Genomic DNA, 24,703 nt, shown 5'->3' on the forward strand with positions numbered 1-24,703 from the left:
CGCGCGAACCCCGCCCGATCCGGGCTGTGGCACGCCCGGCGCCGGAAGAGCCGGCGCTGACTACCGCGGCGTCACCACTCGTCCTCGAACCAGCCCTGGGGCGCGGGCTCCACCGGCAGCGGCCGGGGCGCCTGGTGGCGCCGGGAGGTGCATTCGCGGAACGGTCCGGTGTCGCCGAGCAGGATGTTCAGCTGGAAGTCCAGGTGGTCGCGGTACCACACGGCCATGCCCGTGCCCGGCTCCCAGCGCAGCACCTCCCAGGCGTGCCAGAGGGCCTGGAAACGCGAAACCGCCTCGGGGTGGCGCCACCACTCCTTGCACCAGCGGAACTGACCGCCCTCCGGACGGATGTAGACCGGGACGAACCGGTAACGGACGAACTCCTCGACGTTCTTGAAAACGGGCTGCGGCGTCGCCTCGTCGGCGCCCTCCTCGTCCGGGTCCTCCTCCAGCGCGGCCACCGCCTCGGCGACACCGGGCGACTCCGCCGCCGGCGCCCGCCCGTCCCCGCCGCCGTCCCGCGCGCCCCCGCGCTCCTCGGCCGCGGAGCCGCCGGACCCCGGTCCGCTCCCCTCCTCGTCGGCGCTTGCGGCGCGCTCGATCCCGTCTGCCGTCATCGCGTTCGGGCCCTTCCTCGTTCGTGGTCGTGTCGTGCCTGCCGGATACGGGTGCGCGCGTCAGCGCCGCTGCGCTGTCCGCTGCTCCCGCCGCCGGGTTTCGCGGCTCCGCGTCGTCTGCACACTGACGATGCGGCTCCGTCCGCGCCGCGTCAGACTCCCCCGCGCGGCCGGCCAGGAGTTCGCAGCGTTCGGCAGCCGGGAATCCGCGGGGAGCGGCGGCCGCGCATGCCCGGCGGGACGCGCCGTGTAGGTGCCGCGGTCGGGCGCCCCGGCCCGGTCCGGACGCGGGCCGCGGACGGGCGCGGGCGTGCGCCGGGGGTCGTCGAAGAGTCCGCCCGGGTCACCGCGCCCGCGGGGGCCGCTGCGCCCGGCGGACTCGCCGTCGCGGCGCTGCGCCGCGAACATCTCCTCCGCCTCGGGTCTCGCGGCGTGCTCCTGGCGTGGACGCAGCGTGCCCGCCGACGACTCGAACCCGGCGCGGGCGTACCCCCTGCCCAACTGCGCGGCGTCGGCGGGCAGCCGGCCCTCCTCGGGGACACGGGACGCCTGGGCTTCTTCATGCCGCGGCGCCCGGTCGGCACCCCCATCGGGGGTGTCGGGGCCGGGGTAGGCGGCCTGCAGCCGCCGGAAGCCGGCGGACCGGTCGCGCGGATCGCTGTTCACCGGATGGCCGCGCAGGTCGTCGAGTGCGTCGAGTGCGGCGTCGCCGGCACCGGTCTGGGCCCCCCGGCGCTCCTCCGTCTCGCGGCGCCGACTGTAGGCCGCGGCGAAGCCGGGCACGCCCTGCTTCGCGTTGTCGACCGCGGTGAGCAGATGCTCCACCGGAAGGGCGCCGTCCTTCACCGCTGCCTGGATCGACTCCAGCGCGTCGTGCAGCCTGCCGAGGTCCGCCCGCTTGTCGATGAACCACGGCAGGGCCTTGGTCCAGTACTCCTCCATGGACGGCACGGCGCGCTGGTCCGCTGTCCCGCTCGCGCGCGCCACGGCGCCGGGCTTGTCGAGATCGGCGGATTCGGTGTCGCCGGTCCAGCTCGGATCGCCCGCCATGCCGCGCTCTAGCGCGGCCATCAGCTGCGGGTGCTTCTCCGCGAGCATCCCCGCCAACCGCTTCTGCGCGTCGCGGGCCTCACCCTGGCCGGACATTGCGGCGCTGAGCCAGGCGACGGCGAGGTCCCGCGGCAGCATGCGGCGGAGGTCCCCGCCGTCGAGGGCGCGGCGCCAATGCTGCTCGGGCGGCAGTTCGCCGCCGGGGCTCTTCTCCTGCAGACCGGCACGCGCCGTCTGCTGCAGCCGCTGTGCGCGCGGCTCTTCGTGCAGCACCTGCTGCAGCGTCGCGAAGTCGGCCCGGGCCTGCACCCGGCGGATGCGGTCGAGGGCGACTCCCGGCAGTTCCCGAGCCGCACGGCCGGCGTCGGCCTGCCGCACCAGCTCCACCCCGGCGAAGACCACCTCCGAGGGGCGTCCCAGGTGCTCGTCGGCGCACAGGGGCGCCTGCCCGCGCTCACTCGCGGGCCTGCGCCCGAGATGGAAGTAGAGCGCAGCGGTGCGCAGTTGACCGGCGCTGCTCATGCCCTGTCGGCCGATCGGGGCCCGCATGGCGGCGTGCAGCAGCGCCTCGACGATGTCCCGGCCGGCGTCTCCCGAGACGCCGCTCCCACCGTCGCGGCCGCCGGCTCCGGGCACGCGCGCCCGGGTGCGCCGCCTGATGCGGGCGGCGTCGTCGTCCAGGAGGGGGGTGGCCGCGTCCTGCTGACGTATTTCCATTCGCTCCTCCGATATCGCCTGTATACGGGGCCGGCGGGGCCCCCGGGCGAACCTTTGCGGTCCCGTCGGCCGACCGCTGCGGGGCGCTGCTCACCGCCCCCGGTTTCGGCGCCCGCGTCGGAACCGGGGACGCCGGGGATCGGCGGAGGCGACCGATGGTGCGCCGCCGAAGCGGCGCCGCCTCGCGTCTTCTCCGGTCGACTTCTCGTGCAGGTGCAGCTCGACCTGGTCGGCGAGGACGGGGGTGGCGGTGCGCGCCACCTCGGCCCGGGTCGGCGGCCTGCCGCCGCCACCCGTCGAAATCTCGGGCGGGGTCAGGCCCGCGAGGCTGAAGCGCACCCGGTCGGCGGCCTCGTCCGCGGAAAGGGCGAGCACCGCCCGCCTCAGGCGCCATCTGGCGAACGGGCGGTAGCGGGGCGTCCCCCAGAGCCGCTGCAGGCGCGCGTAGGCGTCGTAGCGCCGCCGCAGGTGGCGCTCACGGTACGCGGCCATCCGGCGACGGGCCTCTTCCGCCACCGCCGGCATGTCGGTATTCCACAGGTGGTCCGCGATGTCCAGATACGTCGCGGTTCCTTCGGGGTCGTGCGCGCTCTCGTGTTTGTCGGCTCCTGGGGCCCCCAGCGGCTCGAAGGACTCGAACCGCCGGCGCTCCTGCGACCGGTGCGCCCAGAAGAGCTCCCGCTCGGCCGTGCTGCGGTAACTCCTCTCCCAGCGGCGCAGCGCATGCGCCGCCTCGCCGCGCCCGCCCTTGTTCAGGTGCTCGACCGCGTCCCAGAGCCGCCGATCGGCGGCGTAGTCGACCATCCCGCGCAGGTCGGGGGTCTCGGCCCGGTCCTCGGCGGGATCGATCGGAGGTGGCTCGTAGGGCGGGTCCGGACGCGGGCCGCGACCCTCGCGCGACCGCGCGGCCACCCGCAACACGTTCATGCGCCAGCGCTCCAGGAGCGCTCCGCTGAACCACCCCCGCGGCATCCCGAACGGGTTCTCCCCATCGCCGTAGAACCGCTCACGGTGATCCATCGTTCCTCCCTCGAATACGGAGATCCCACGCCGGCGCTGCGAAGTGGCCGCGAGCCGACGAAAGCGGAGGCGTTCGTCCGTGCACGGCTACCGGCCCCTCCCCCGCATCCGGGGCCGCGGCAATCGGGGACGCCGGTCGGGGCGAGCGGTAGGCGTGTGCCCGCGCTCCCGCCGCCGCCTGCTCGGCAGGGGCGCAGACACAGACACAGACACAGGCACCTTCGACGCATCGGGAGCCGGGCCGCGTCCGGTGTCCGCGGCATGGGCCGCGGGCCTTTCCGGCGCCCGACGGCGACCGCCGGCCGCGGGTGCCGCGAAATCCGCGTGCGCCGCGTCCACCGCCGCGCGGAACCGCCGCACGGCCGCGGTGTGCTGCCCATACGCCGTGTCCAACGACTGTGTGACGAACCTGCGCGCCTCTTTGCCGGCCCTGCGCCGATGGGGCATGAAGTCGTCGCGGAGCTCTTCGAGCCTGGCCAGACGGCTCGCGTGGTCCTGGGCGCCGCTCCCCCGGGACACCCCGTCGCCCACGTAGGCGGCGTGCGCCCGCTCGATCGTGTCGACGGCTGCCCGCCGTCGCTGTTCGACGCCGTGCAACTCGGTCCGCGCGGCCGCCTGCGCGGCGCGCACCAGCCGATCGCCTTCGTTGCGGGCCTTGCGCCGCAGCTTGCCGGCCTTGCGCTCCGCGGACCGGAAGTCGCTCCTTCGGCGTCGTTCCGCGGCTGCGACGGCCTCCGGATCGCCTTTTCCGCGGGCGGCACGCAGGTACCCGGCGGAGCTGGTCTCCACTGCGCGTTCGAGAGCCCGGCGGCGGCTCTGCGCCCGCGCCAGCAGCTCCGCGCGCCTACCCTCCGCGGCGGAGACACCCGCGCGTGCGGCCGTGCGCTCGGCCCGCGCGCTCTGCTCGACGCGGGCAAGGGCACGGTCGCGTACGCCGCCGGCCCACTGGGGCCCCTCGTCCTTCAGTACGGCCACGTGGCGCCGCACTGCGCCGCCGAGGGTCCGGCCGCGCAGGAATCCCGCGACGGAGGGGGCCCGGCGGGCCGCGCCCAGCAGGACGCCCGCCGTGGTCCGCGCCATGTCCACCAGTGTCCGGCGGACGATGTCCAAAAGCGACAGCACCCAGCCGACCATCCGCGCGATCGAGCGCAGCGCCTCGACGACGGCCTCGGCGTACTCGCCGGAGCGCGCGGACACCGGGGGCGAACCCGCGTCCAGCGATCCCCGCGGCACGCCGCCGCCGGTGCGCCGCGTACCGCCCTCGGCGCCGAGCGTGCCCCCCGGCGGGGAGCCGGACCGCTGCGGGGCGTCGCCCACAGCTTCGTCCTGCCGGTTCGAGCCGCCGCGGCCCGTCGGCTCGGCACCGCGCCCGCCGGCCCCTTGGGCCTCCCGTTCCGATCCGCCGCCCGCCCGGCGCGCGGGACCGCCGCCCCGGCGTGCGGCCACGGGCGGAGGCGGGCCCGGTCTGCGGGTTTCGGCCACGGTCGGCTCCTATCCGCGGGGCGGCGGCTGCGCCGAGCCGCCGACGGCCGTCGCCCCGTCAATGCCGGAGAAGCCGCGCCCATCGGCCTCGTCGCGCCCGCTGCGGAGCCGCTCGCCGATCCGGGCTTCGGTGGTGATGCTCTGCTCGGCCTTCTTGATCGCGGCCGAGACGATCCCGGCCCGACCGGTCGCGTACCAGGGCCGCATGCGCAGGAGGGCGGGCTGCGCCGCAGTCGCGAACAGCAGGCACTCGCCCTTCTCGATCCGCCGGATGTCGGAACCCTGCATGATCTCCTGGCGGCGCAGCTGCACCGAGTGGTTGCCCTTGCCTTCGCCGTAGCTGAAGGAGGTGGTGGAGATGTCGTGCTGGCCGATGAGCTTGGACAGCGCCTCGACGATCTTGTGGTCGTCGAGTCCGGCGCCGAACACCTTCACCGTCGCCGCCGACCACATCGCCTCCATCCCGTTCTCCGTCCACACCCGCACGCCCTGCCGGTAGCTCTGCAGGATCGTGACCGGCACGATCCCGCGCGAGCCCAGGTGGGAGTAGAGGTCGGGCAGGTCGGCGATCTTGCAGATGTTGGCGGCCTCGTCCAGCACGGCGACGAGCGGCGGGTCGAGCCGGCCGCCCTGGCCCTCCGACGCCTCCTCGCCCGCGATGAACACTGCGTCGGTCAGGGCGGCGATCAGCGGTGCGGCCGCCGCGCGCGACTTGCTCAGCAGGTACAGCGTCTCCTTGGACTTCACGAACTCCCGCGGCTCGAAGGCGGGCACCGAGGCGTTCGCGGGAGTCACCCATGCCATGATCTGCGGATCGTCCAGGCAGCGCGCGGCCGTACGGGCGGTGGTGTAGATGCCGTCGCGGGTCTCGGCCACGATGTTCTGGGTTTCGCGCAGCGCCTCGGCATAGGCCACGAACCCGTGCTCGAAGAGCAGGTCGACGGGCTGGGGCAGTTTGGTGTCGTGCAGCCACTCGCCGACCTTGGCCAGCGACTCGCCGCCCAGCGCCGCGGCCAGCATCAGCTGGGAGAGCAGGGCGCGCGCCGCGGGCCCCCACATGTCCTTCTTGGAGTCGTCGTCGATGGTGAGGACGAAATGCCCGGACAGCCGGTAGGCGTCCTCGACGCTGCGTACCCCGGCCAGCGGGTCCCACCAGAAGTCCCGCTGCTGGTGGGTGACGTGCTGGGGGTCGAACAACCACACCCGCTCACCGGTGGACTGCTCGCGCAGGCTCGCCGTGGCCGCCCAGACGTCGCCTTTGTTGCTGGTCGCCAGCGCCGGGCCGGGCGCGTCCAGCACGTAGGGGATCGCCATCGCCGTCGTTTTGCCGGCCCGGGGCGCCATGTAGGCCAGCACGGTGTCCTCCCAGGAGGCGAACAGCCGCGGCCCCTTGCCGCGTCCTTGGCCTTTCACGTCGCCGATGACCAGACCGACGTCGGCCTCCGGCAGCCGGGCGGCCCGGCGGTTGCGCCGACCCTGCTTGCGCAGACTGTGCTTGCGCAGTCGCAGCGCCTTCTCGGCGGCCTCGGGGCGGGCGAGTTCGGCGATGGTCGCGTTGCCCTTGTTCAGCGCCGCGACCGCGTCGGGCTGGCCGTAGACCAGGCGGTGCGCCACCTTCAGCAGCAGCCACACCGCGGCCAGAGCCAGTGCGGACATCGGGGCGAACAGCAGCACCACCAGCGGGGTGGAGACGCCCGGCCATGTGGTCTCCGTTTCCCACAGCACCAGGGCGAGCGTCCAGGAGGCGCCGAACTCCCCGACGCGGCCCCCGGCCAGCTCCGCGGCGGCCCAAGCCGCCACCCAGAACAGGTAGGCCAGCCCCACGGCGCCCCACAGCGCGAGCAGCACGAGCAGCGGTGGCGCACCGGCCGCGGCCGCACCGCCGCGGACCTGGTACTTGGGGCGTCTGCGCGCCATGGCGCCTCACTCCTTGCGGATCGCCTGGTCGGTGTCGTAGAGGGCGAGTTCGTCGCGCGTGAGCGACATCTGCACCGGGATGCCGAGCCGCTCGGCGCCGGTCTTGATCAGGTACTTGCCGCGACCGGGGTGGCGCGCGCCGGGCTGCCAGGAGTCCGGGGAGGACCACGACGACACCAGCCCCTGCTCGGGTCCCGTCAGCGGCGTGATCCGGTTGACCCAGGCGAGTTCGCGCGGGGGCAGGCCCGCCAGGACGGTGATGGCCGAGCGGTCCACGAACCCGCGGGCCTTGGCGCGGTCCTCTTCGTTGGCCAGCGCCTCCAGGTCGCTCAGCGAGTGCGTCACCATCACCGAGGCCATGCCCTTGGACCGGTTGAGCCGGGTGAGGGAGTCCGCGAACTCCACCAGGCCCGGTGCGCCCCGCAGGGCGCGCCACAGCTCGTCCATCACGCCGATGTAGGAGCGGCGGCGGATCGCGCCGTGCTCGGCCAGCACCGAGGCGGCGTCGACCATGCCGAACCCGTAGCTCCACGTGCACAGCATCGCCGCGGTCAGCAGCTTGTCCCCTGCGGCGCCGACACGGGAGATGTCGACGCTCACCCCGGGCGACTCCATGTCCAACGGGTTGGTGGTCTCGCCGTCGAAGACCCCGGCGAGCGAACCCGTGCACAGCAGCCGCAGCGTGAAGACGAGGTCGTCCACGCGGTTGTCGTACCGCTCGCCGCCGTCGGCGCGGGCGAAGGCCCGCAACGAGTCCGGCCCCTCCTCGACGACCTTGAGCACGTCGACCACCGTCGGCTCGCGGGAGCCGGCCAGGCGCTCGTCCAGCAGGTCCACGGCCGCGCCCAGCACGACCTCCTCGGCGTTGGTGATGCGGTCCTCGCGGATGAGCGTGCACAGCGCCATCAGCAGCGAGATGCGGCGGGACCGCACCTCCCAGCGCAGCTTCTCCCGCTCCACCGGGCTGAGGCGGCCGGTGATCCCGCCCAGCGGCCCGGCGTCGAGCGGGTTGATGCGATCGAGCCCGCGGCCGATCCGCACCACCTGGCCGCCCAGATGGCTGATCAGCTCGGTGTAGTCGGGTTTGGTGTCGCCCAGGACGATCGCCTGGGAGCCGAAGGCCACGGCCCCGGTCACCAGCCGCTTGACGAAGGTGGACTTGCCGGTGCCCGGCTGGCCGAGTACGAAGCAGCCGGGGTTGGTGACCAGCCCGGCGCGCAGCCAGGCCATGGGGTCCAGGCAGACCACCTCGCCGGAGAGGAGGTCGCGGCCGATCGGTGTGCCGACGGAGGGCGGCTTGCTGCTGGTGACGAAGGGGAACAGGCCGCACGCCTGCGCGGTGGTGGCCTGGTACTCCACGACGTGGGGGATGTTGACCGCGACCCCGCCGCCGCGGTGCCGCCACCCGCGCACGGGGGCGATGGTTTCGGGCTCGCGGCCACTCCGGTGGTCAGCCCCGTCGTCGGGCCGCCCGTTCTCCGCTTGCTCCCGACTCCGCCGCCTGCCCTGCGCGCGCTTCTGCTTCTCGCGGCGCCGCTGCTCGCGCGGGTCCTGCCGCTCGGCGATGGTCATGTCAGCTCGCTTCCTGGTCGTGCTATCCCATGCCGCGCTGGACGAGGTAGGGCGGGCACACGCCCAGCGGCAGGGTCGCCGCGAAGGCCACGTCCTGGCTGCCCCAGGCCCGGCGCAGCCGGATCCGCGACGTCTCCGCCGCCGATTCGGTGTGCGAGACCGCCTGCCGCAGCCGCTCGGGGTCCTCCACGGTGACCGAGGCGTAGAGGCTCATCTGGACCAGTCCCGCGCCGCGCGTCTCCTCCTGGGCGGCCTGCTTCGCGTAGGCGAGGTCCTGGTGGTCCCGGGCGCTGACACGGCGGCGGACCCGCCAGGACAGCTCGCTGCGGTATTGCGCAGCGGAGTTCTGCGCCTCCAGGGCGCGCGCCGCCGCTGCGGCCGGCCACGGGCGGAACAGCAGCGTCGTCCGCTTGGTCCACCGGGTCGGCGCCAGCAGCTCGGCGAGGACCGTGCTGGTGACGTGGGTGCGCGGCGCCTCCTGCCAGATCCAGGCGACGCTGGTGCCGCTGTCGTGCAGATAGTGGTCGTGGAATGTCTCGGCGTCGACCGGTACAGCGTCGGTCCAGTCGCCGGTCTCGATCGACTCGGGATCGGTGCGCAGCCGGGTGTTGACGTCGCTCAGCGAGGCCGGGTCGTAGGCGCTGCGCACCATCCCGACGAGCTGCTGCGGACTCGCCCGGCCCAGCACGCTGACGCCCGTGCCGGCGAGGCTGCCCTCGATCTGGGTGAGGTAGTTGCTGATCTCCGCCGCCGCCTGCATGCGGTCCTTGGGGTTGGCGGGGAACCTGCGGGGGTCGAAGGTCACGGAGACCCGCGTCTCGACCTGGGCACTGACGCTGGGCGCCTGTTTCACCAGGTCCTGCACGATCTTCTGGGCGGCCTGCGGGGAGTTCGGGTCGATCTGGGAGGACACGCCGTGGCGCAGCGCGGACCCGGGGTCGGGGCGCGACTCCACTGTCACGGTCACCCACTGCACCCACGGCATGTAGCCGAAGGAGGCCAGCCACTGGTGCCAGTTGGCGACCCAGCCGTCGACGTCGGAGGGCTCGGCCAGCCACACCGAGTTGGACGAGACGAGGATGGTCGCGGTCATGTGGCCCAACCTGCGGTTCCACGCGATCCCGAACCGGCCGCCCCGGCCGTCCTCGCAGGAGAGCAGGGTGACCGGGGCCAGGACTCCGGGCAGCTGGAAGGCCCGCGGATGCTCGATCAGCACTCCGGCGCGGAAGCGGGTGTGCCCCAGCACCGACGCCCACCACCAGCGCAGCCGGGTCAGCAGGAAGCTCAGCAGCGAACCGCCCTGCACCGGGACCGCGGCGAGCAGGAACGCCAGCGCCATGACCGGCAGGAGCACCGCAGCGACCGAGGGCGCGTACAGGCCGGAGAGCATCAGCACGATCAGGCCGAGCAGCAGGGCGACGGTCCCGTTGAAGCTCAGACCGAACAGCCCGATGCTGCGGCGGCGGCGCCATCCTCCGTAAGTGCGGGGCATTTCCTCTAGACTCCTCGGGCTCCGTCGGCCCCCGATGCGCCGGGAGCGGCCGGTTGGCTTGCTTCGGCTTGGGCGCCGGTACCGCCGTCCGCCCCGGCGGGAGTGTCGACGGCGGGCTCCGCCATGCCCGCTGCGGCGCTGTCACCGCCGGGCTCCGCGGCGCCGGGCGCCCCGGCGTCGCCGCCGCCCGCGTCGGTGACGCCTGAGGGGGCGGTGGACACGGTCGTCTCGGTGTCGGCTCCGGTCGTGAGCTCCGACGCGGCCGTCGTCTCCAGGCCGCCGGCCGCGTCGGTGCCGGCGCCGGCACCCGCGCCCGCGGCCTGCACGGCCCCGCCTGCGCCCGCGGAGCCGGCCGCGACTCCCAGGGGACCGGCCTGGAACGCGCCGTCTGCGGGGGCGGAGTCGGACTGCGGGGTGTCGGGGGAAGGGAGGTTGTTCGACAGCGCGCCGCTGCGTTGCACCGCGGCTTGGGCCTGGGAGTTCCCGGAGTTCTCCGCCTGCTGCCCGCCGCCGGTGTTCTGCGCGTTGCCGCCCTGGGCACCGCCGCCCGCATCACCACCGCCTCCGCCACCGCCGCCGTCTCCATGACCGCCGAGGGCCGCCGAGCCGGCGCCCATCGCGCCCGCCATCATCAGCACGCCGGTGTGGCTCATCAGCTTCATCAGCACCGGGAGCGCCCCCGTGGCGAGGAGCATGATCGCCGCGCCGACGAAGTAGCGGAAGAGGTCGTCCCCGCTGCCGCTCAGGATCACCAGTCCGGCCAGGTACATCAGCAGGATCAGCGGTTTGTAGAGCAGGCAGGCCACCAGCCAGCCGATGACCTTGGGGAATATCCGAAGGCCGGGAACCATCGTGCTCGCGGCGGCGAGCGGCAGGATGCAGGCGATGAGGTAGATGACGGCCTGCAGCAGCACCAGGATGACGAGCTGGGCGATCAGCCCGAGGACGACCGCGAGGCCGACGATGTAGGTCACGGACTCCCCGGCCGCCTGCGTGGCGAACCCCGATTCGCTGCCCGCCAGGCCGACCTGCATGATGCTCGCGTAGACGCTTCCGGCCGAGTCGATGAAGCTCTCGCGGCCCCCGCCCTGGTCCACGATCATTGCGGCCAGGGCGCGGCTGAAGCCCATCAGGAGGTGGATGAAGAAGATTCCGGCGAAGGTGGTGATGATCACCGTCAGCAGGCCGCGGACGAGATCCAGCATCGGATCGAGCCGGCGCTGCCACAGCAGGCGGATCGTCGACATGAGAATGCCGAGGGTCGCCAGGAAGAGCACGAACGGGTTGAACAGGTTCTGCAGGTTGAGCATCCCCTGGTCGATCACCGGATAGAGCGGGATATGGCCGCTCAGGTCGACCTCGGTTTCGCCGGGAACCGTATAGGTGTCGCTGAGCAGCACCTCCTCGAAGAGGGTTTTGATGATCCCTTCGATGCTCTCGTTGATCCAGTCCTGCGTGGGGCCCGCGCTCATCCGCCCTCCTTTCCGACGTGTGCTGCCCGATGCGGTAGGACCGGGCCGCTAGGGCGACCACTCCTCGTCAAGGTCGCAGTAGAGATCCGGTTTCGGCCTGTCGTATTCGACGTACTCGGGGTAGTACTCGCAGTGCCAGGCCCTGCGGGCCCAGATGGGATCGTCGTCGTGCTCGGCCGGGATGCCGTTGGTGTCAGCCGGCAGCAAGTCTGGACAGTCGTTCGGCTTGGGAGGGGTGAACCCTTCCCCCGTGTGGGTCCACTCGAGGGGACAGAAGTAGTCCCGCCAGACCCACGGCTCACCTTCCACCCACTGGCAGTTCTCCTCTTCGGCCGCGCAGAACCGGTAGCAGTCGGCTTCCTCGCCCTGCGTGCACCTCGGATCCTCGGGACCGGTCACCGGTAGAACGTCGAAGTAGCGGGACCAGCGATCATCCTCATCCGGACAGACGTACTGCTCGCCGCCGTCGTCGGAAAGCCGGTGTTCCTGGGGAATCTCCAAACACCCGTCCCCGAGTGCGTTGAACTCCTCTTCTTCCTGCTGCTCCTCGGCATCCTCGATGATCTCGGCGACGCTCTGCTCCGTCTCGTGCACCGATCCCTGCAGCAGGGTGGAGATCAGCCCGCCCGAAGCCACCAGCAGCACGATCCCGAGCAGCACCCACGGCAGCTCGGCCATGCCGCGCGCCGCGAGCCACGGGTCCCCGGTGAAGTTGGAGTGGATCATCCGGCCGCCGATGATGATCAGCGCCAGGACGCCGACGAGTACGCCCAGCGCCGAGGCGTAACCGAGCAGCTGATTGCCCCGCTCCTCGAACTCCTCGGCCGCGAGCGCCATCGCCGCGGGCGGCAGCCGGTACGCGGCCTCCGAGGCGAGCGCTAGTGCGCCGAGGGTGCCGGTCGGCATACCCGCCCCCTTCGTGGGAATCGTCGCGGCATCGCTCTCAGCCCACGCCCGCCAGGCCGGTGGCGACGGAGATCGCGACGAGCATCAGCGAGACGCCCATGATCGTCCACACCAGGCCGCCGACCCCTTCGGCCGCGACCTCGGAGCGGCCTATGCGGCCCGCGGCCATCTTCCCGGCGGAGTAGAGGACGCCGATGATCCCGACGACGACGATCACGCCCTGGGCGTACTGGATGAAGCGGCCGATGGGGTCCTCGTCGGGGTTCTGGGAGAATCCGAACCCGAAGTCCGGCATCCGCGGTGTGGTGTCCCAGTCGACGTCGACCGCGAAGGCCGACAGCGCCGGCGTGAGCAGGGCGTCGGCGGACACCGACACCGCTTCGCAGGCGAGCCAGAGGGTCATGGGGTTGCTGGTCCTCCTCACGTGCGCGGTCGGGATCGGGCAGGGCGACGGGCGGGAGCGGTCTCGGTGGGCGTCCGCAAGCGGCGACGCGTCAGGAGCCCCCCACGACGCCCGCGACCGCCCGGATGACGGGGATGGCGACGAGCATCAGCGAGATGCCCATGACGGTCCACACCAGCCCGCCGACGCCGTCGGCGGCGAGGTCGGACCGGCCGAACTTGCCGATCGCCATCTTCCCGGCGGCGAACAGGATGCCGATGATCCCGATCACGATGATCACGCCCTGGCCCCAACCGATGAGCTGCTGGATGGGGTCGTGCTGTTCCCCGCTTCCGTCGGTTCCGAAGTTCGGCAGTGCGGGGCCGTTCTCCCAGTCGAAGGCGCCGGCCTCGAAGACCGGCAGCTGGCCGGCGAGGCCGGCCGCCAGTTGCAGGATGCCGTCCATGGCCCCTAGCTCTCCTCTGCGTTTCGTACGAGCACGTCACCGGCCGCCGCCCGGTAGCACGCCTGGGTGATCTCCGTGAGCGCCTGCTGCGCCTTCTTGTGCATGCGGACCCGGTCCACCTCGGATACGTCGACGAAGCGCAGGCCCGCCACGAAGGGCACGCGGACGAGTCGGCCGACCCGCTCCTCTACCAGGCGCAGCCGTGTGGACGCCTCGGCCGGTTCGGGCCCTGAACCGTCCGCGACCACGGCGAGCACCGCGATGCCGACGCCGCGGGCGGCGACGTTGTTGACCACGTCTGCTGCGCGGGCCGCGGCGGCCGCGTTGTCGCGGGTGACGAGGACGAGGGGGCGCCCGAAGGTGGCGATCTCGCTGCGGTCGACCGAGTAGGCGCCCAGTTCCCACGGAGTTTTGAGCAGGATGCGCAGTGTCGTGGTGCCTGCTCCTCCGTGGCAGCCCAGCAGCACCATCTCCTTGGCCCACTCCGGCAGCGCCGCCGCGTGGTCCAGCTCGGCGGCACCGCGGTCAGCCCGCTTGCGTGCCATCACATCCACCACTCAGCTCGGGGCGGTCCCGCGGACCGCCGCGTCCTGCTTGCCGCGCGCGACCGCCGCCCGCGGCGCCGACCCGCCCTGGATCTGGGAGGCCGGCCGCTGTATCCGCACGTCCTCGCGTCGAGAATGCGCCGGTCTCACCACGAGCGGGCCTGATTCCCTCCCGACCGACAAACGGCACACGATGTTGCGTTTTTATCCCAACCATCCGAACACCACAAGTGACCCGTTTCACACAACAATCACCCTATGTACACATATCCGGATTCGGTGACCGCGCAACGTGAAAACACGGAACTCGGGTTCATGTCAGTCGAAACCGGACCGCCACCCCGACGCGGAGGCTCGCCCGACGCCCCACTTCAGCGGCCGACCGATCTGCGCGGCCCGCATTCGCGCACCCGGACCACATAATCGCGACGTATACGAAACCGTTGCAAAAAATGACTCTTAGTAATCGCTACCGTCACGATATGCCATTGCGCATCCGTGGCCCCACGGGATACCAATAGCTGTCCTTTGCCCAGTAAAGCGAACTTGGCGGGCGGATATCGCATGGTCCGGACAGCAGGGTGCGGCCGATCATGAACGCGTTCATCACCGGCCCGCGGGAGAAGATCGTGGCGACGGGGATCATCCTCGCGCTGGTCGTCGCCGCGGTTCTGCTCTTCCGCCAACTCTCGCCGGGCGCAGACTCCGCCGGGGCCGCCGCCCCCGGTCAACCTCCTACGGAGACCGGCGAGGAGCAGGACGGCAGCGGACAGGGCGCCCGAGCCGACGTGCTGGAACTCCTTCCGCACTCGGCCGCGGAGGTGCGGATCGCCGCGGACGCGGCCCGTGAGTTCGCGGCCGCCTACAGCGAACGCGTCGCCGGCGAGACCCCGCTGGACCGCCTGGAGCGCCTCGAACCGCTGGCCGCCGAGATCTTCGCCGACCGCCTGGAGACGCTGCTGCTGTCCACCCCGACGAGCGGCAGGCCGCAGGCACCGGTCGGCGACGTCGACGCCTCCCCCTCGGTCGCCGGCATCCGCACCATCGGCACCTCCTCGGTCATCTTCGTCGTGGACGTGACGACATCGCCCGGCGGCGGTGGCGACGGCCGGGAGGCCAGGGCCTCCTACGCGGTGACCGTGGTGCCGGAGGGCGGGGAGTGGGCCGTCGCCGCCTTCCGTGAGGCGTCCGTGGGGAACGGGCCGCGATGAGCAGTCCCCGCCACCCCGGCCTCGCCGCTCGCATGTCCGCCCGCCTGGCGGCCCGGCTGCAGCGCCTGCGGGCGGAGCGCCGTCCGCGCGGCGACCGCGGAGCCGCGACCGCGCGCGTCGCCGGGGGCGCCTCCGCTCTGCTGGTCATGGGCACGGTCGGGTTCATCGCCACATCGTGTGAGGGCGGCACCCCCTTCGGCGAGCCCGCCTCCACCGTCGACACCGTCGGGGCGTCGGGCCAAGGGATCTCGCCCAGCGTCTCCTCCGACAACGTCGCCACCATCGACGCGCACGGCGAGCCGGGTGCCGGTTCGACCGCGACGGTGCCGATGGACATCCCCGAGGACGTCCTGGAGGCGCAGCGGTACGCCGCCGACGCCTACGACGTGCCATGGGAGATCATCGCCGCCATCGCGGCCAAGGAGACCCACAGCGGCAAGTACCTGGCCGAGGAGGTGCCCGACTGGGACTCCGGAGTGCTGCCGGGAACCCGCAACCCCTACGGCGCCGCCGGGATCATGCAGTTCGGCGTACTCGACCCGGAAACCGGCGAAGAGGGCGGGCCTCGGGGCAACGCGGCCAACGCCTGGGGCGGGATGCCCGTGGAGGACGTCGAGGACCGGGAGCGCCACTACGAGGTCGGCGAGGTTCCCAGCGAGCCCGGGGTTTGGGACTACTTCGGCATCGACGGCAACGGCGACGGAACGGTCAACGTCTGGGACCCGTGGGACAACATCGTCTCCGCCACGTTCAAACTCGCCTACTTCCGCGGCATCGCCGAGAACCACCGCGGCTCCGGCGCCGTCGCCGACTGCTGGAACGAGGCGGGGCTGAGCGACCCGCTGGACTGCGCGGTCTACCGGCACAACCCGGCCTCGTGGTACGTCCACCAGGTCCGCGACCTCGCCGCGCTTTATGCCGACTCCGACGAGTACGAGGCGATGCCGGCGCTGAACATCTCCCCGGCGGCCGCGTTCTCCTCCGTCGACGGACAGCAGTGCGGCGACGCCGAGAACGCCGCCTACCAGGCGCCGTGGGGGCTCTCCGGCGCCGTCGGCGAGGCGCACGAGGCGGCGGTGCAGTACGCACACAGCCAGGTCGGCAAACCCTACGAATGGGGAGCCGAAGGACCGGGCACCTTCGACTGCTCCGGGCTGACCATGGCCGCGTGGAACGCCGCCGGAGTGTCGATCCCACGAGTCACGACGGGCCAGTGGAACCCGGACGATCCCGGATACGGCAGCGCCACGGCCATACGCGTGCTCGAAGGCGAGTTACGCGTGTCCGAGCTCCGCCCCGGCGACCTGATCCTGTTCCACACCATCGAGCACCACGCCAGCCCCTCGCACGTGGGGCTCTACATCGGCGACGGCCAGATGGTCGACGCCGGGAACTCGGCGGTCGGCGTCCGCAAAGGCCCCCTGGACACCTCGAAGTGGCGTTCGGTGTTCGTCGGCGCCATACGGATCGTCCCGGACTCGGAGGCGGTCGAGGCATGACGGGGACTGCTGAGCGGACAAGCGGACGCGAAAGTGCGGCGGACACGCCGCCGGAGAGTTAGGAGTCGATCATGCCGTTGCCGGCACTGGCCGTGGCCGCTCTGGGCGCCGCCGGCGGCTCACTGGCGCTGGGGGCCGCGAAGGCGGGCGTCAAGGTGGGCGCGAAGTTCCTCGGCAGCAAGGCGAGCGGCTGGCTCGCCCAGCGCGGCTGGGGACGCGCGGCCATGACGGTCGCGCGGCTGACGGGCAACGGCGCGGCAGCGGCGGCGGGCGCCGCCGGAACCCTCGCCAAGCTGGGCGCGGGCGCGTTGGCGCTCGCCGCGAAGGCGGGCTCGGTGATCGGCGGAGGTTTGGGCGCCGCCCTGGGCGGAGCGTTCAGCCTGCTCAGCTCGATCGCCTCGACGGTGTCCGCCGGCGGTGCGGCGCAGGGGTCGGGAATGCACAGCCTCGGCAGTGCGGTGGGGGTGCGGAGCCTGGGCGGCAAAACCGCATGACTCCGCCCGTTGCGGCGCCCGCGCGGGCGCCGCAACGGGCGCTTACCTCGCTGTCAGACCCCCGCGTCCGGCGGGCGCCGTCACGTTCTCCCGTTCTCCCGTTCGCCGCGTCGGCGAGCCAGCTATCCCCGGCAGGGCCGCAACCGTGAGACACTCCCTTCTCCCGCAGCGCAACGCGGTCGTCGTCGTGCTGATCGTCGGCGTGCTGATCGGCGCCCTGCTCGCCCTCGGTAACGCTCTTCAGGGCGGGAATTGGGGCGAATCAGCGGGCGAGGGCGGTGAGAGCGGCAGCGGCGACGCTTCCGGCGACTATCCGCCGTTCACCGAGGCGCTGCCCGTCGGCGCCGACGACTACGGTCGCGCGGCGGCGGTGGCGCTGCGGCACGCCCGGAGCTACGGAGACTTCGCACCCGGCCGGTCCGCCGAGGCGTACCGCGCGCACATCCGCGACGCCGCCGCGCTGGCCGACGTGCCCGGCGGCGTCGCCCTCGTCCCCGCGGACTCCGCGTACGGCCGGCTGACCGACCAGGGCGTCGCCACCCGCGGCCGGGCGGAGGTGACGGGCATCGAGTACCTCGGCGCGCGGTCCATCGAGTTGGGCGTCGCGATCACCGCCGTCGCCGAGGACGACCCCTCGTCTGCACTCGACCTGGACCGACATTCGCTGCTGCTCGTCGAGGAGGAGGGGGCCTGGGCGGTGGCCTCGACCGGGCGGCCGCGCGGAGGCGGCACCGCCCCTCCGGCCGACGGCTGAAAGGGAGCCGACGATGTCCGCACATCTGCTCGGGCGGCTGCGTGCGCGCCTGCTCGGCCGCGGCGACCGCGGTGAAATCGAAGGCTCCGCGGACTTCGCCGTCGGCGGGCTGTCGCTGTCGCTGGGCGGCATCGTCAGCTTCGCGGTGGTCCACGCGGTTTTGGGCGGCCCGGGTAACGGCGAGGGCGCCGCGCAGAACACCTCCTTCGACGCTTCGGCCGTCAGCGGGCAGTGCCAGGGGCGACAGGCCGCGACCGCCGAGGAGTACCCGAACGGCCAGATCCCCACCGAGGCGCTGTGCGAGCTGCACCAGGAGGGGGAGTACCTGCGTGCCGACGCGGCGGCGGGCTTCCTGGCGCTGAACGAGGCGTACGAGGAGCGTTTCGGCTCCGGGATCTGCGTGACGGACGCCTACCGCTCCCTGGCCGACCAGCACCGGCTCTACGACGCGTACCAGAGCGGCACCGGCAACCTCGCCGCGGTACCGGGCACGAGCAATCACGGGTGGGGGCTCGCGGTCGACCTGTGCGGCGGAGTCAACCGGTTCGGCACCGAGCAGCACGAGTGGATGCGGGCCAACAGCCAGGAGTTCGGCTGGTTCCACCCGGCCTGGGCACAGCAGGGGAGCAGTTCCGCGGAGGCCTGGCACTGGGAGTACTCGGTCGAGGGGCCGGAGGCCGTCGCGGCCTGATCGGCCCGGTCGGCGGCCACCGCCGCACCCGCACGAGTAGGGGCTTCGCGGGCTGCGACCCACCCGCGGGACGGGCCCGTGCCGGTTGCCGGTAGCGTACATACCGACCGGTATGCAGAGCGGGGGCACAGACCCGAGGACCCGACGGAGACGGGGGTGGCCGGTGGACGCGGCCCGTATGGACAGATCACCCGGCGGCGGCGATCGGCCCGACTACGCCCACTGGATGGAGATCCCCACCCGGTGGGCCGACAACGACGCCTACGGCCACATGAACAACACCGTCCACTACGAGTTCATGGACACGGCCATCAACACCTGGCTGGTCGAGCAGGGCGGGCTGGACTACCGCGGCGGGGCCGTCATCGGCCTGTGCGTGGAGTCGCAGTGCTCCTACACCGCCGAGATCGCGTTCCCCGAGGTGCTCGCGGTCGGGCTCTCGGTATCGCACCTGGGCAACTCCTCGGTGCACTACGCAGTCGGCCTCTACCGGCGCGACCGGACCACCGAGGTGGCCGAGGGGCGGTTCGTGCACGTTTTCTGCGACCGCGAGACGCGCCGCCCGGTGCCCGTCGACGGGCGGCTGCGCACCGCCCTGGAGAAGCTGCGGAGGAGTCCGTGAACACCCCAGCCCCCAAAGCCGTACGCGCCGCCGTCCTGGAGGAGATCGGCGCCGCGGCCCCCTACGCCCACTCGCGTCCGCTGCGGGTGCGGGAACTGGCCCTGGCGCCTCCCGGCCCCGGCGAACTGCTGGTCCGCGTCCGCGCGGCCGGCCTGTGCCACTCCGACCTGTCCGTGGTCAACGGCGACCGGCCGCGCCCGGTGCCGATGGTGCTGGGCCACGAGGCGGCCGGCGAGGTCGTCGGACTGGGGCCGGGCACGCAGGACCGGTTCGCGTCCGGCGACCACGTGGTGCTCTACTTCGTCGCCCCGTGCGGCGGCTGCCCCCGCTGCCTGGAGGGGCGGCCCGCACTGTGCGTTCGCGGCGCGGCCGCCAACAACGCCGGAGACCTGGTCGGCGGCGGTCGCCGCTGGCGCGACGCCGACGGCACTCGGCCCGCCCACCACCTGGGCGTGTCCGCGTTCGCCGAGTACGCCGTCGTCTCGGCCGACTCCGCGGTGCGGGTGGACGCCGACCTGCCCTTCGAGGTCGCCGCGCTGTTCGGCTGCGCGGTGCTGACGGGCGTCGGCGCGGCACTCCGGGCCGCCGAGGTCCGGCCGGGCGAGCGTGTGGCCGTATTCGGCTTGGGCGGTGTGGGCCTCTCGGCGCTGCTGGGGACCCGGGTCGCGGGCGCCGCGCAGGTCGTCGGCGTCGACCCGGTCGCGGCGAAACGGGAGCTGGCGGGCCGGCTGGGAGCGACGGAGGCCGTCCCGGGCGGGCCGGACGCGGTGGCGCAGGTGCGGGAGCTGACCGGCGGCGGCGCCGACAAGGTCGTCGACACCACCGGCAACGCCGACGTGCTGGCGCAGGCGTACCTGGCCACCCGGCCCGGCGGTACGACGGTGACCGTCGGGCTGCCGCACCCCGACCGGCACGTGTCGATCCCCGCCGTCACCCTGGCGGCCCAGGAGCGGACGCTGCGCGGCAGCTACCTCGGCTCCGGGGTCCCGGCCCGCGACATCCCCGCCTACATCGCCCTGTACCGCCGCGGGATGCTGCCGGTGACCGAACTGCTGTCGGGACGCCTCGGGCTGGCAGACGTCAACGAAGGGTTCGACCGCCTGGCCTCGGGAGAGGCGGTACGCCAGGTGGTCGAGCTCTAGCCCGCATTGTAGGGCGGCTGCGGATCGTACTCCGTGACGAGCTGGCTCGTCTTTCCAACCTTTTCTGCCATCACTCGCGCTGCACGTCGCTGCTGTTGTGCCCGCGCAGCAGCGGATCCAGGTTCGGGGTTCGCTACGGTGGAGGCGCTCGGAGGCGCTGCCCGGGGCCGTCGTGCCGCCGGGATTCCCCCGGCCCCCATCCCCTACGGAGGCGGAAAGGCACGCATGGCACGCAAGGCGGGGACGCACACGGCCGGGCGCGGCGGCGGTGCGTGGCGGTGGAGCCGCACCGCTCACACCCGCCGCGTCCTGCTGGAGGCCGCGCGCGAGGTGTTCACCGAGAAGGGCTTCGCCGAGGCCGGGGTCGCCGATGTGGTGGAGCGGGCGCAGTCCAGCGTCGGCAGCCTCTACCACCACTTCGGCGGCAAGACCGAGCTGTTCCTGGCGCTGTGGGAGGACCAGCAGGCCGCCGACGAGGAGCAGGCGTCCGGCGCCGTGGCCCGTGCCCGCGCGGCCGGGGAGGAGGACCCGGTCGAGCTGTTCATCGCGGGGGCACGCGCATTCCTGGAGGGGTCCTGGCAGCGCCGCGGCGTCGGTCTGCTGCTGCTCACCGGCGACGGGCCGCCCGGGTTCGACGTGCTGCGCCGCGGCCGCAGCCGGGAGTGGGTGCGGCAGAACGCGGTACTGCTGCAGGCGGGCGAGTCGGCGGAAGAGCGGCTCGCGGTCAGCGTGCTCACCGCGGCCATCGGCGAGGCGCGGCGCGAGATCGTCGTCGCCGAGTCCGCCGAGGAGGCGGAGCGGATCACCGAGGCCGCCATCGGGCTGATCCGGCGCCTGAGCGCGTGAGGCCGCCGCCGGTAGCGCACCAGGTCCTTGAGGGACGTGCGCTCCGGTGGCGGCCGAACGGGCCGGAGCGCCCCGGGAGGAAGGACCGGGGCGCCCCGGCGGGACTACTCCGCCCGGAGGTTGTCCGGTCGGACGAGCCGGGTCAGGGCAGGCAGGCTGAGCAGGCTGACCGCGAGTCCCACCAGTGCCGCCCCGCCCGTGATGGCGACGACGGTCCCGAGGTCGAAGCCCACCGGGTACTCGACGATGCGCAGCAGTATCGCGCCCATCGCGGTGCCCATCACCACCGCCGCCGCCAGGCCGACCGCGAGCGGTATCGTCGCCTGGTACAGCACCGAGACCGCGAGAGTGCGCCTGCGCACGCCCGACGCGGCGAGGACCGCCAGAGGCTGCCTGCTCTCCCGCAGCTGGTCGATCGTGGAGATCAGCAGGCCCAGGCCGATGACGGCGAGGGAAGTGGCGATGGCCGCGGTCACCAGGGCACCGACGGTGGCGACCTGCTCCTGGACGGCCGAGCGCGAATCGCCCGCCATGTCGGCCAGCGGGTGCGTGCTCAGGATCGCCGTGCGGACCTCCTCGGTCGCGCGCGGCGTGGCGGAGGCTATGTCGAAATCGACCCAGAGCGATGTGCGGGGCAGCCCGGCACCCGCCACCGCACCCGGTGTCGCCAACACGCGCGCCGCCGTATGCCCCGGCTCCGCTTCCGCGGAATCCGCGGCCGGAACCCGGCGCGTCGATGCAGGCAGGACCCAGGAGGCGCGTTCGCCGCTGTCGCCGCTTCCGCTGAGTTCCAGCTCGTCGCCGGGGGCGACCCCACCGCCCTTGTTGCCCACCAGGAAGACGTCTCCGGCCTCGCACCGGTCTATCCGAGCGGAGGCGCGCAGCGCCGTGCACTCGCCGACGGTCAGCCGGACCGGATCCCTGCCGCTGGGGTCGTGGTAGTCGGCGGTCGCGTGCACGTTGTGCACCTGCGGCAGCGACCGCAGCCCCTCGGTCGTGCCGGATGCGGCGGACATAGACACGTCCGGGATCCGCGCGGAATAGGCCGGACCGGTTTCCTGCCCCTGCAAAGGGTTTTCGAAGTTCTGCTGGACACCGGTGAACAGGGTCTGCACGGCGATGGCGCCCGCGGCGATCACCGCGACGCCGGCCACGGCGCGCGTCTCGGCCGCGCCGTCGGCGCGCAGCCTGCGCACCGCCAGCAGCCAGGCCGGGCCGCCGCGGCGCGCCCGGGACACCGCGACCTGGAACACCCACGGCGTCAGCAGCCCGGCGCCCGACAGGAACAGCAGCAGCCCGCCGACCAGTTGCAGTTCACTCAGACCGGCGCCGATGTCCTCGCTTGCGGTGAACACCGGATAGAGCAGCCCGAGACCGGCCGCGGGGATGGCGAGTCGCCACCACAGCCTCCGCCGCGGCCGGGAGGCGCGGCGCGTCACCCCGAGCGGGTCGGCGACTGTCCGGGCGGTGGAGACGAGGGTGACGGTCACCGCCAGTGCGACCACGCCGATCAGTACCGCCGCCGCGAGCGAGGGCAGCGGCACGACGTCGGTGGTGAAGGCCGAGATACCCGCGACCTGCACGGACTCCACGCCCGCGCGCAGCAGCAGGAACACCCCGGCCCCCAAGGCGATTCCGGCCAGTGCGCCGGTGAGGGCCTCCCCGCAGGCGATTCGGGCCGCCGTCCACCGGTCCGCGCCCAGGAGCCGCAACGCCGCCAGCCGGCGGTCGCGCTTGTCCGAACCCAGGCGCAGCGCCGCTGCCACGAACACGCCCAGCGGAAGCAGCGCCACCACCGCACCGACGAGTACCAGCAGCAGCACGGCGGGGACGAGTCCGGCGTCGGGCATGGAGTAGCCCAAGCGGTCGAGGCGCTCGACCGAGGGGTTCGCCGGGGACAGCGTTTCGGCCTCGGTTCCGGCGTAGTAGGCGAGTTCTCCGGGACCGAGCAGGCCCTCCTCTCCGATGGTGCCGACGATGCGGTAGTCCAGTCGCTTGCGCAGCAGTTCGCCCTCGGGCGAGTCCAGCAGCCGCGCCAGCGCGGGTGAGACCACCATCTGCCCCGCTTCGGGCACCTCCGCGATTCCGGGCGGCACGGGCGCGCGCGGCCCTTCGGCGGCCACAAGGCGGCCGTAGACCGACTGCCCGTAGTACTCGGTGTCGGCCTGGGCCATGAGCAGCGTCCGCTCGGACTTCGGGGGAGTCTGGTCCGTCCAGGCGATGGTGCGTGCCGACTCGCGCTCCTCGCGGGCGCCGATCACGTTCGGGGCCGCCGCCGCGGCGAGCAGCAGCGCCACCGCCGCCCCGATGCCCACGGCGATCAGGGCGAGCCGCAGCCATGCGTCCCCACCTCCGGAGACCGACATCCGCGCGCCGAGCACGGCCTCCCGCACCCAGCGCACCGGCGCGGAGCCGGACGGACGTGATCCTGCGACCGGCCTGCTCATCCCGCCGCTCCCGCCGCGAAGTCGCGGGTGCGGCCGTCGCGCACGCCGACCTCGCGGTCGGCGTAGGCGGCGATGCGGGGCTCGTGGGTGACGAGCACGACCGCCGTGCCGCTGCTGCGAGCCGAGGTCGCCAGCAGCCGCATCACCTTCTCCTCGTTGAGGGAGTCGAGAGCGCCGGTGGGTTCGTCGGCGAACAGGATCGCGGGATCGGTGATCAGCGCGCGGGCCATACCGACGCGCTGGTACTCGCCGCCGGAGACCTCGCCGGGCTGCTGGCGGGCGGTGTGGGCCACGCCCAGGTGTTCCAGCCACTCCTCGGCGCGGCGGTGGGCCACCTTGCGGCCGGTGCCGTTGAGCCGCAGCGGCAGGGCGGCGTTCTCCAGGCAGCTGAGCTCGGGGACCAGCCCCCCGGACTGGAAGAGGAACCCGAACTCGCCGCGGCGCAGCCCGCTGCGCTCGCTCTCGGACATGGCGGCGAGGTCGCGGCCCTGGTAGAGGATCCAGCCGTGGTCGGGCCGGGTGATGCCGGCCAGGCAGTGCAGCAGGGTGGTCTTTCCCGAGCCGGAGGAGCCCATCACCGCGACGAGCTCGCCGGGGTCGATGTCGAAGGAGGCGCTTTGCAGGGCGGTCGTGGGACCGAAGGACTTGGCCAGGCCGCGCGCGGCCAACAGGGTCCCGCCGGCGGCCTCCTCGGGAGGGGCCGGGGGCGCCGGGGTGGTATCGGCGGTCATGTGTGGCGGACCTCCTTTGCGAGCTCGTCCAGCCGGGCCGCGGTCAGCTCCAGCCAGCGCAGGTCGGCCTCCAGGTGGAAGAGCGCGTGGTCGCAGATCAGGGTTTCGGCGAGATCGCCGCTCGTCTTTCGCCGGGTCAGCTCGCGCATCGCCCCCAGATGGGCGCCGCGCTGCACCTCCAGGACCTCGGCGGCGGGGCGCCCGGCGAGCAGCGCCAGGACGACCTTGGTGTAAAGGGTGCTCTGCAGGTATTGCTCGGGGGCTTCTGCCGTGGCCAGCCAGGCCCCCACATCGGTGACACCCGCATCGGTGATGGCGTAGCGCTTGCGCTCGGGCCCGCCGCCGGACTCGGTTCCGGCGACCTCGATCAGCCCCTTCTTCAGCAGGCGCGCGAGCGCGGCGTAGACCTGGCCGTAATGCATCGGGCGATCCTGGCCGAAGTGCTCGTCATAGGCCCGCTTGATGTCGTACCCGTGGGCGGGACCGTTCTCCAGCAGCCCCAGGACGGTGTGCGCGAAGGACATGGCCAGCACTATACATGCTGTCTATACATCGTGTGTATAGCTGGCCGAAGCAGCAAGTGCGGCAGTGGACTGGGCACGCGGGCGGCGGGGGCGGCGGCCACGGT

General features: G+C 73.0%; 23 protein-coding genes. 8 read left to right on the top strand and 15 right to left on the bottom strand.

Annotation, left to right across the window (positions count from 1 at the left end; genetic code table 11):
• Positions 1 to 71 precede the first annotated feature (71 nt).
• The 12 genes from EKD16_RS22430 to EKD16_RS22485 form a co-directional block, all read right to left on the bottom strand.
• Positions 72 to 617 carry a DUF4913 domain-containing protein gene (locus tag EKD16_RS22430; RefSeq protein WP_131101152.1) on the bottom strand — a complete coding sequence of 182 codons (546 nt, stop codon included), beginning with the start codon at positions 615 to 617 and terminating at the stop codon, positions 72 to 74.
• A 60-nt stretch (positions 618 to 677) separates the two neighbouring features.
• Positions 678 to 2,384: a hypothetical protein gene (locus EKD16_RS22435; RefSeq protein ID WP_131101154.1), complete on the bottom strand. Its 1,707-nt coding sequence runs from the start codon at positions 2,382 to 2,384 to the stop codon at positions 678 to 680.
• 90 nt (positions 2,385 to 2,474) lie between these two features.
• A complete protein-coding gene (locus tag EKD16_RS22440) occupies positions 2,475 to 3,404 on the bottom strand; it encodes a hypothetical protein (RefSeq protein ID WP_131101155.1) in 930 nt (309 codons plus the stop codon).
• Between the two features lie 87 nt (positions 3,405 to 3,491).
• Complete coding sequence (locus EKD16_RS22445) at positions 3,492 to 4,721, bottom strand: hypothetical protein (RefSeq protein ID WP_131101157.1); 1,230 nt, start codon at positions 4,719 to 4,721, stop codon at positions 3,492 to 3,494.
• Between the two features lie 174 nt (positions 4,722 to 4,895).
• Positions 4,896 to 6,803 (bottom strand): type IV secretory system conjugative DNA transfer family protein, encoded by a 1,908-nt coding sequence (locus tag EKD16_RS22450; RefSeq protein ID WP_131101158.1) that lies wholly within the window; start codon positions 6,801 to 6,803, stop codon positions 4,896 to 4,898.
• A gap of 6 nt (positions 6,804 to 6,809) precedes the next feature.
• Positions 6,810 to 8,375 (bottom strand): hypothetical protein, encoded by a 1,566-nt coding sequence (locus EKD16_RS22455; protein WP_131101160.1) that lies wholly within the window; start codon positions 8,373 to 8,375, stop codon positions 6,810 to 6,812.
• Positions 8,376 to 8,397: 22 nt separating this feature from the next.
• A complete protein-coding gene (locus EKD16_RS22460) occupies positions 8,398 to 9,867 on the bottom strand; it encodes an SCO6880 family protein (RefSeq protein ID WP_131101162.1) in 1,470 nt (489 codons plus the stop codon).
• Between the two features lie 5 nt (positions 9,868 to 9,872).
• On the bottom strand, positions 9,873 to 11,339 hold the full coding sequence (locus EKD16_RS22465; protein WP_131101165.1) for a hypothetical protein: 1,467 nt from the start codon (positions 11,337 to 11,339) through the stop codon (positions 9,873 to 9,875).
• A 48-nt stretch (positions 11,340 to 11,387) separates the two neighbouring features.
• Positions 11,388 to 12,245, bottom strand: coding sequence for a hypothetical protein (locus EKD16_RS22470; RefSeq protein ID WP_131101167.1), 858 nt, complete (start codon positions 12,243 to 12,245; stop codon positions 11,388 to 11,390).
• Positions 12,246 to 12,282: 37 nt separating this feature from the next.
• Positions 12,283 to 12,648: a hypothetical protein gene (locus EKD16_RS22475; protein WP_242677124.1), complete on the bottom strand. Its 366-nt coding sequence runs from the start codon at positions 12,646 to 12,648 to the stop codon at positions 12,283 to 12,285.
• Between the two features lie 91 nt (positions 12,649 to 12,739).
• Positions 12,740 to 13,093 (bottom strand): hypothetical protein, encoded by a 354-nt coding sequence (locus tag EKD16_RS22480; protein ID WP_131101169.1) that lies wholly within the window; start codon positions 13,091 to 13,093, stop codon positions 12,740 to 12,742.
• Positions 13,094 to 13,098: 5 nt separating this feature from the next.
• Complete coding sequence (locus tag EKD16_RS22485) at positions 13,099 to 13,638, bottom strand: hypothetical protein (RefSeq protein WP_242677125.1); 540 nt, start codon at positions 13,636 to 13,638, stop codon at positions 13,099 to 13,101.
• 593 nt (positions 13,639 to 14,231) lie between these two features.
• Here EKD16_RS22485 and EKD16_RS22490 point away from each other — a divergent pair.
• The 8 genes from EKD16_RS22490 (at position 14,232) to EKD16_RS22525 (ending at position 20,897) form a co-directional block, all read left to right on the top strand.
• Complete coding sequence (locus EKD16_RS22490; RefSeq protein WP_131101171.1) at positions 14,232 to 14,849, top strand: hypothetical protein; 618 nt, start codon at positions 14,232 to 14,234, stop codon at positions 14,847 to 14,849.
• On the top strand, positions 14,846 to 16,348 hold the full coding sequence (locus EKD16_RS22495) for a C40 family peptidase (RefSeq protein WP_242677126.1): 1,503 nt from the start codon (positions 14,846 to 14,848) through the stop codon (positions 16,346 to 16,348). Before EKD16_RS22490 ends, EKD16_RS22495 begins: the two co-directional genes overlap by 4 nt.
• Positions 16,349 to 16,419: 71 nt before the next feature.
• Complete coding sequence (locus EKD16_RS25535; protein WP_165498638.1) at positions 16,420 to 16,842, top strand: hypothetical protein; 423 nt, start codon at positions 16,420 to 16,422, stop codon at positions 16,840 to 16,842.
• Positions 16,843 to 16,987: 145 nt separating this feature from the next.
• Entirely contained in the window at positions 16,988 to 17,596 is a 609-nt protein-coding gene (locus tag EKD16_RS22505; RefSeq protein WP_131101173.1) for a hypothetical protein, read from the top strand.
• Between the two features lie 13 nt (positions 17,597 to 17,609).
• A complete protein-coding gene (locus EKD16_RS22510; protein WP_131101175.1) occupies positions 17,610 to 18,287 on the top strand; it encodes a M15 family metallopeptidase in 678 nt (225 codons plus the stop codon).
• Positions 18,288 to 18,465: 178 nt separating this feature from the next.
• Positions 18,466 to 18,909 (top strand): acyl-CoA thioesterase, encoded by a 444-nt coding sequence (locus EKD16_RS22515; protein WP_131101177.1) that lies wholly within the window; start codon positions 18,466 to 18,468, stop codon positions 18,907 to 18,909.
• Complete coding sequence (locus tag EKD16_RS22520; protein ID WP_131101179.1) at positions 18,906 to 20,051, top strand: zinc-binding dehydrogenase; 1,146 nt, start codon at positions 18,906 to 18,908, stop codon at positions 20,049 to 20,051. Before EKD16_RS22515 ends, EKD16_RS22520 begins: the two co-directional genes overlap by 4 nt.
• A gap of 225 nt (positions 20,052 to 20,276) precedes the next feature.
• On the top strand, positions 20,277 to 20,897 hold the full coding sequence (locus EKD16_RS22525) for a TetR/AcrR family transcriptional regulator (protein ID WP_131101180.1): 621 nt from the start codon (positions 20,277 to 20,279) through the stop codon (positions 20,895 to 20,897).
• 104 nt (positions 20,898 to 21,001) lie between these two features.
• Here the strand turns inward: EKD16_RS22525 and EKD16_RS22530 are convergent, their stop codons facing one another.
• From EKD16_RS22530 to EKD16_RS22540, 3 genes are read right to left on the bottom strand one after another with little or no spacing between them, the layout of a single operon-like run.
• Complete coding sequence (locus tag EKD16_RS22530; RefSeq protein ID WP_131101182.1) at positions 21,002 to 23,344, bottom strand: FtsX-like permease family protein; 2,343 nt, start codon at positions 23,342 to 23,344, stop codon at positions 21,002 to 21,004.
• Entirely contained in the window at positions 23,341 to 24,075 is a 735-nt protein-coding gene (locus tag EKD16_RS22535) for an ABC transporter ATP-binding protein (protein WP_131101184.1), read from the bottom strand. The genes EKD16_RS22530 and EKD16_RS22535 overlap by 4 nt, the downstream gene beginning before the upstream one ends.
• Positions 24,072 to 24,599, bottom strand: a complete 528-nt coding sequence (locus EKD16_RS22540) for a PadR family transcriptional regulator (protein ID WP_131101186.1) — start codon at positions 24,597 to 24,599, stop codon at positions 24,072 to 24,074. The genes EKD16_RS22535 and EKD16_RS22540 overlap by 4 nt, the downstream gene beginning before the upstream one ends.
• Positions 24,600 to 24,703 lie beyond the last annotated feature (104 nt).

The organism is Streptomonospora litoralis (assembly GCF_004323735.1).
In the GTDB taxonomy this organism is placed as follows: Bacteria; Actinomycetota; Actinomycetes; order Streptosporangiales; family Streptosporangiaceae; genus Streptomonospora; species Streptomonospora litoralis.

Bases quoted from the DNA above. Each gene is read 5' to 3' on its own strand.
- EKD16_RS22510 (WP_131101175.1), top strand. From the start codon at position 17,610: ATGTCCGCACATCTGCTCGGGCGGCTGCGTGCGCGCCTGCTCGGCCGC.
- EKD16_RS22480 (WP_131101169.1), bottom strand. From the start codon at position 13,093: ATGGACGGCATCCTGCAACTGGCGGCCGGCCTCGCCGGCCAGCTGCCG.
- EKD16_RS22450 (WP_131101158.1), bottom strand. From the start codon at position 6,803: ATGGCGCGCAGACGCCCCAAGTACCAGGTCCGCGGCGGTGCGGCCGCG.
- EKD16_RS22430 (WP_131101152.1), bottom strand. From the start codon at position 617: ATGACGGCAGACGGGATCGAGCGCGCCGCAAGCGCCGACGAGGAGGGG.
- EKD16_RS25535 (WP_165498638.1), top strand. From the start codon at position 16,420: ATGCCGTTGCCGGCACTGGCCGTGGCCGCTCTGGGCGCCGCCGGCGGC.
- EKD16_RS22495 (WP_242677126.1), top strand. From the start codon at position 14,846: ATGAGCAGTCCCCGCCACCCCGGCCTCGCCGCTCGCATGTCCGCCCGC.
- EKD16_RS22525 (WP_131101180.1), top strand. From the start codon at position 20,277: ATGGCACGCAAGGCGGGGACGCACACGGCCGGGCGCGGCGGCGGTGCG.
- EKD16_RS22530 (WP_131101182.1), bottom strand. From the start codon at position 23,344: ATGAGCAGGCCGGTCGCAGGATCACGTCCGTCCGGCTCCGCGCCGGTG.
- EKD16_RS22485 (WP_242677125.1), bottom strand. From the start codon at position 13,638: ATGGCACGCAAGCGGGCTGACCGCGGTGCCGCCGAGCTGGACCACGCG.
- EKD16_RS22440 (WP_131101155.1), bottom strand. From the start codon at position 3,404: ATGGATCACCGTGAGCGGTTCTACGGCGATGGGGAGAACCCGTTCGGG.
- EKD16_RS22455 (WP_131101160.1), bottom strand. From the start codon at position 8,375: ATGACCATCGCCGAGCGGCAGGACCCGCGCGAGCAGCGGCGCCGCGAG.
- EKD16_RS22540 (WP_131101186.1), bottom strand. From the start codon at position 24,599: ATGTCCTTCGCGCACACCGTCCTGGGGCTGCTGGAGAACGGTCCCGCC.
- EKD16_RS22465 (WP_131101165.1), bottom strand. From the start codon at position 11,339: ATGAGCGCGGGCCCCACGCAGGACTGGATCAACGAGAGCATCGAAGGG.
- EKD16_RS22475 (WP_242677124.1), bottom strand. From the start codon at position 12,648: ATGACCCTCTGGCTCGCCTGCGAAGCGGTGTCGGTGTCCGCCGACGCC.
- EKD16_RS22535 (WP_131101184.1), bottom strand. From the start codon at position 24,075: ATGACCGCCGATACCACCCCGGCGCCCCCGGCCCCTCCCGAGGAGGCC.
- EKD16_RS22435 (WP_131101154.1), bottom strand. From the start codon at position 2,384: ATGGAAATACGTCAGCAGGACGCGGCCACCCCCCTCCTGGACGACGAC.
- EKD16_RS22470 (WP_131101167.1), bottom strand. From the start codon at position 12,245: ATGCCGACCGGCACCCTCGGCGCACTAGCGCTCGCCTCGGAGGCCGCG.
- EKD16_RS22490 (WP_131101171.1), top strand. From the start codon at position 14,232: ATGAACGCGTTCATCACCGGCCCGCGGGAGAAGATCGTGGCGACGGGG.
- EKD16_RS22515 (WP_131101177.1), top strand. From the start codon at position 18,466: ATGGACAGATCACCCGGCGGCGGCGATCGGCCCGACTACGCCCACTGG.
- EKD16_RS22460 (WP_131101162.1), bottom strand. From the start codon at position 9,867: ATGCCCCGCACTTACGGAGGATGGCGCCGCCGCCGCAGCATCGGGCTG.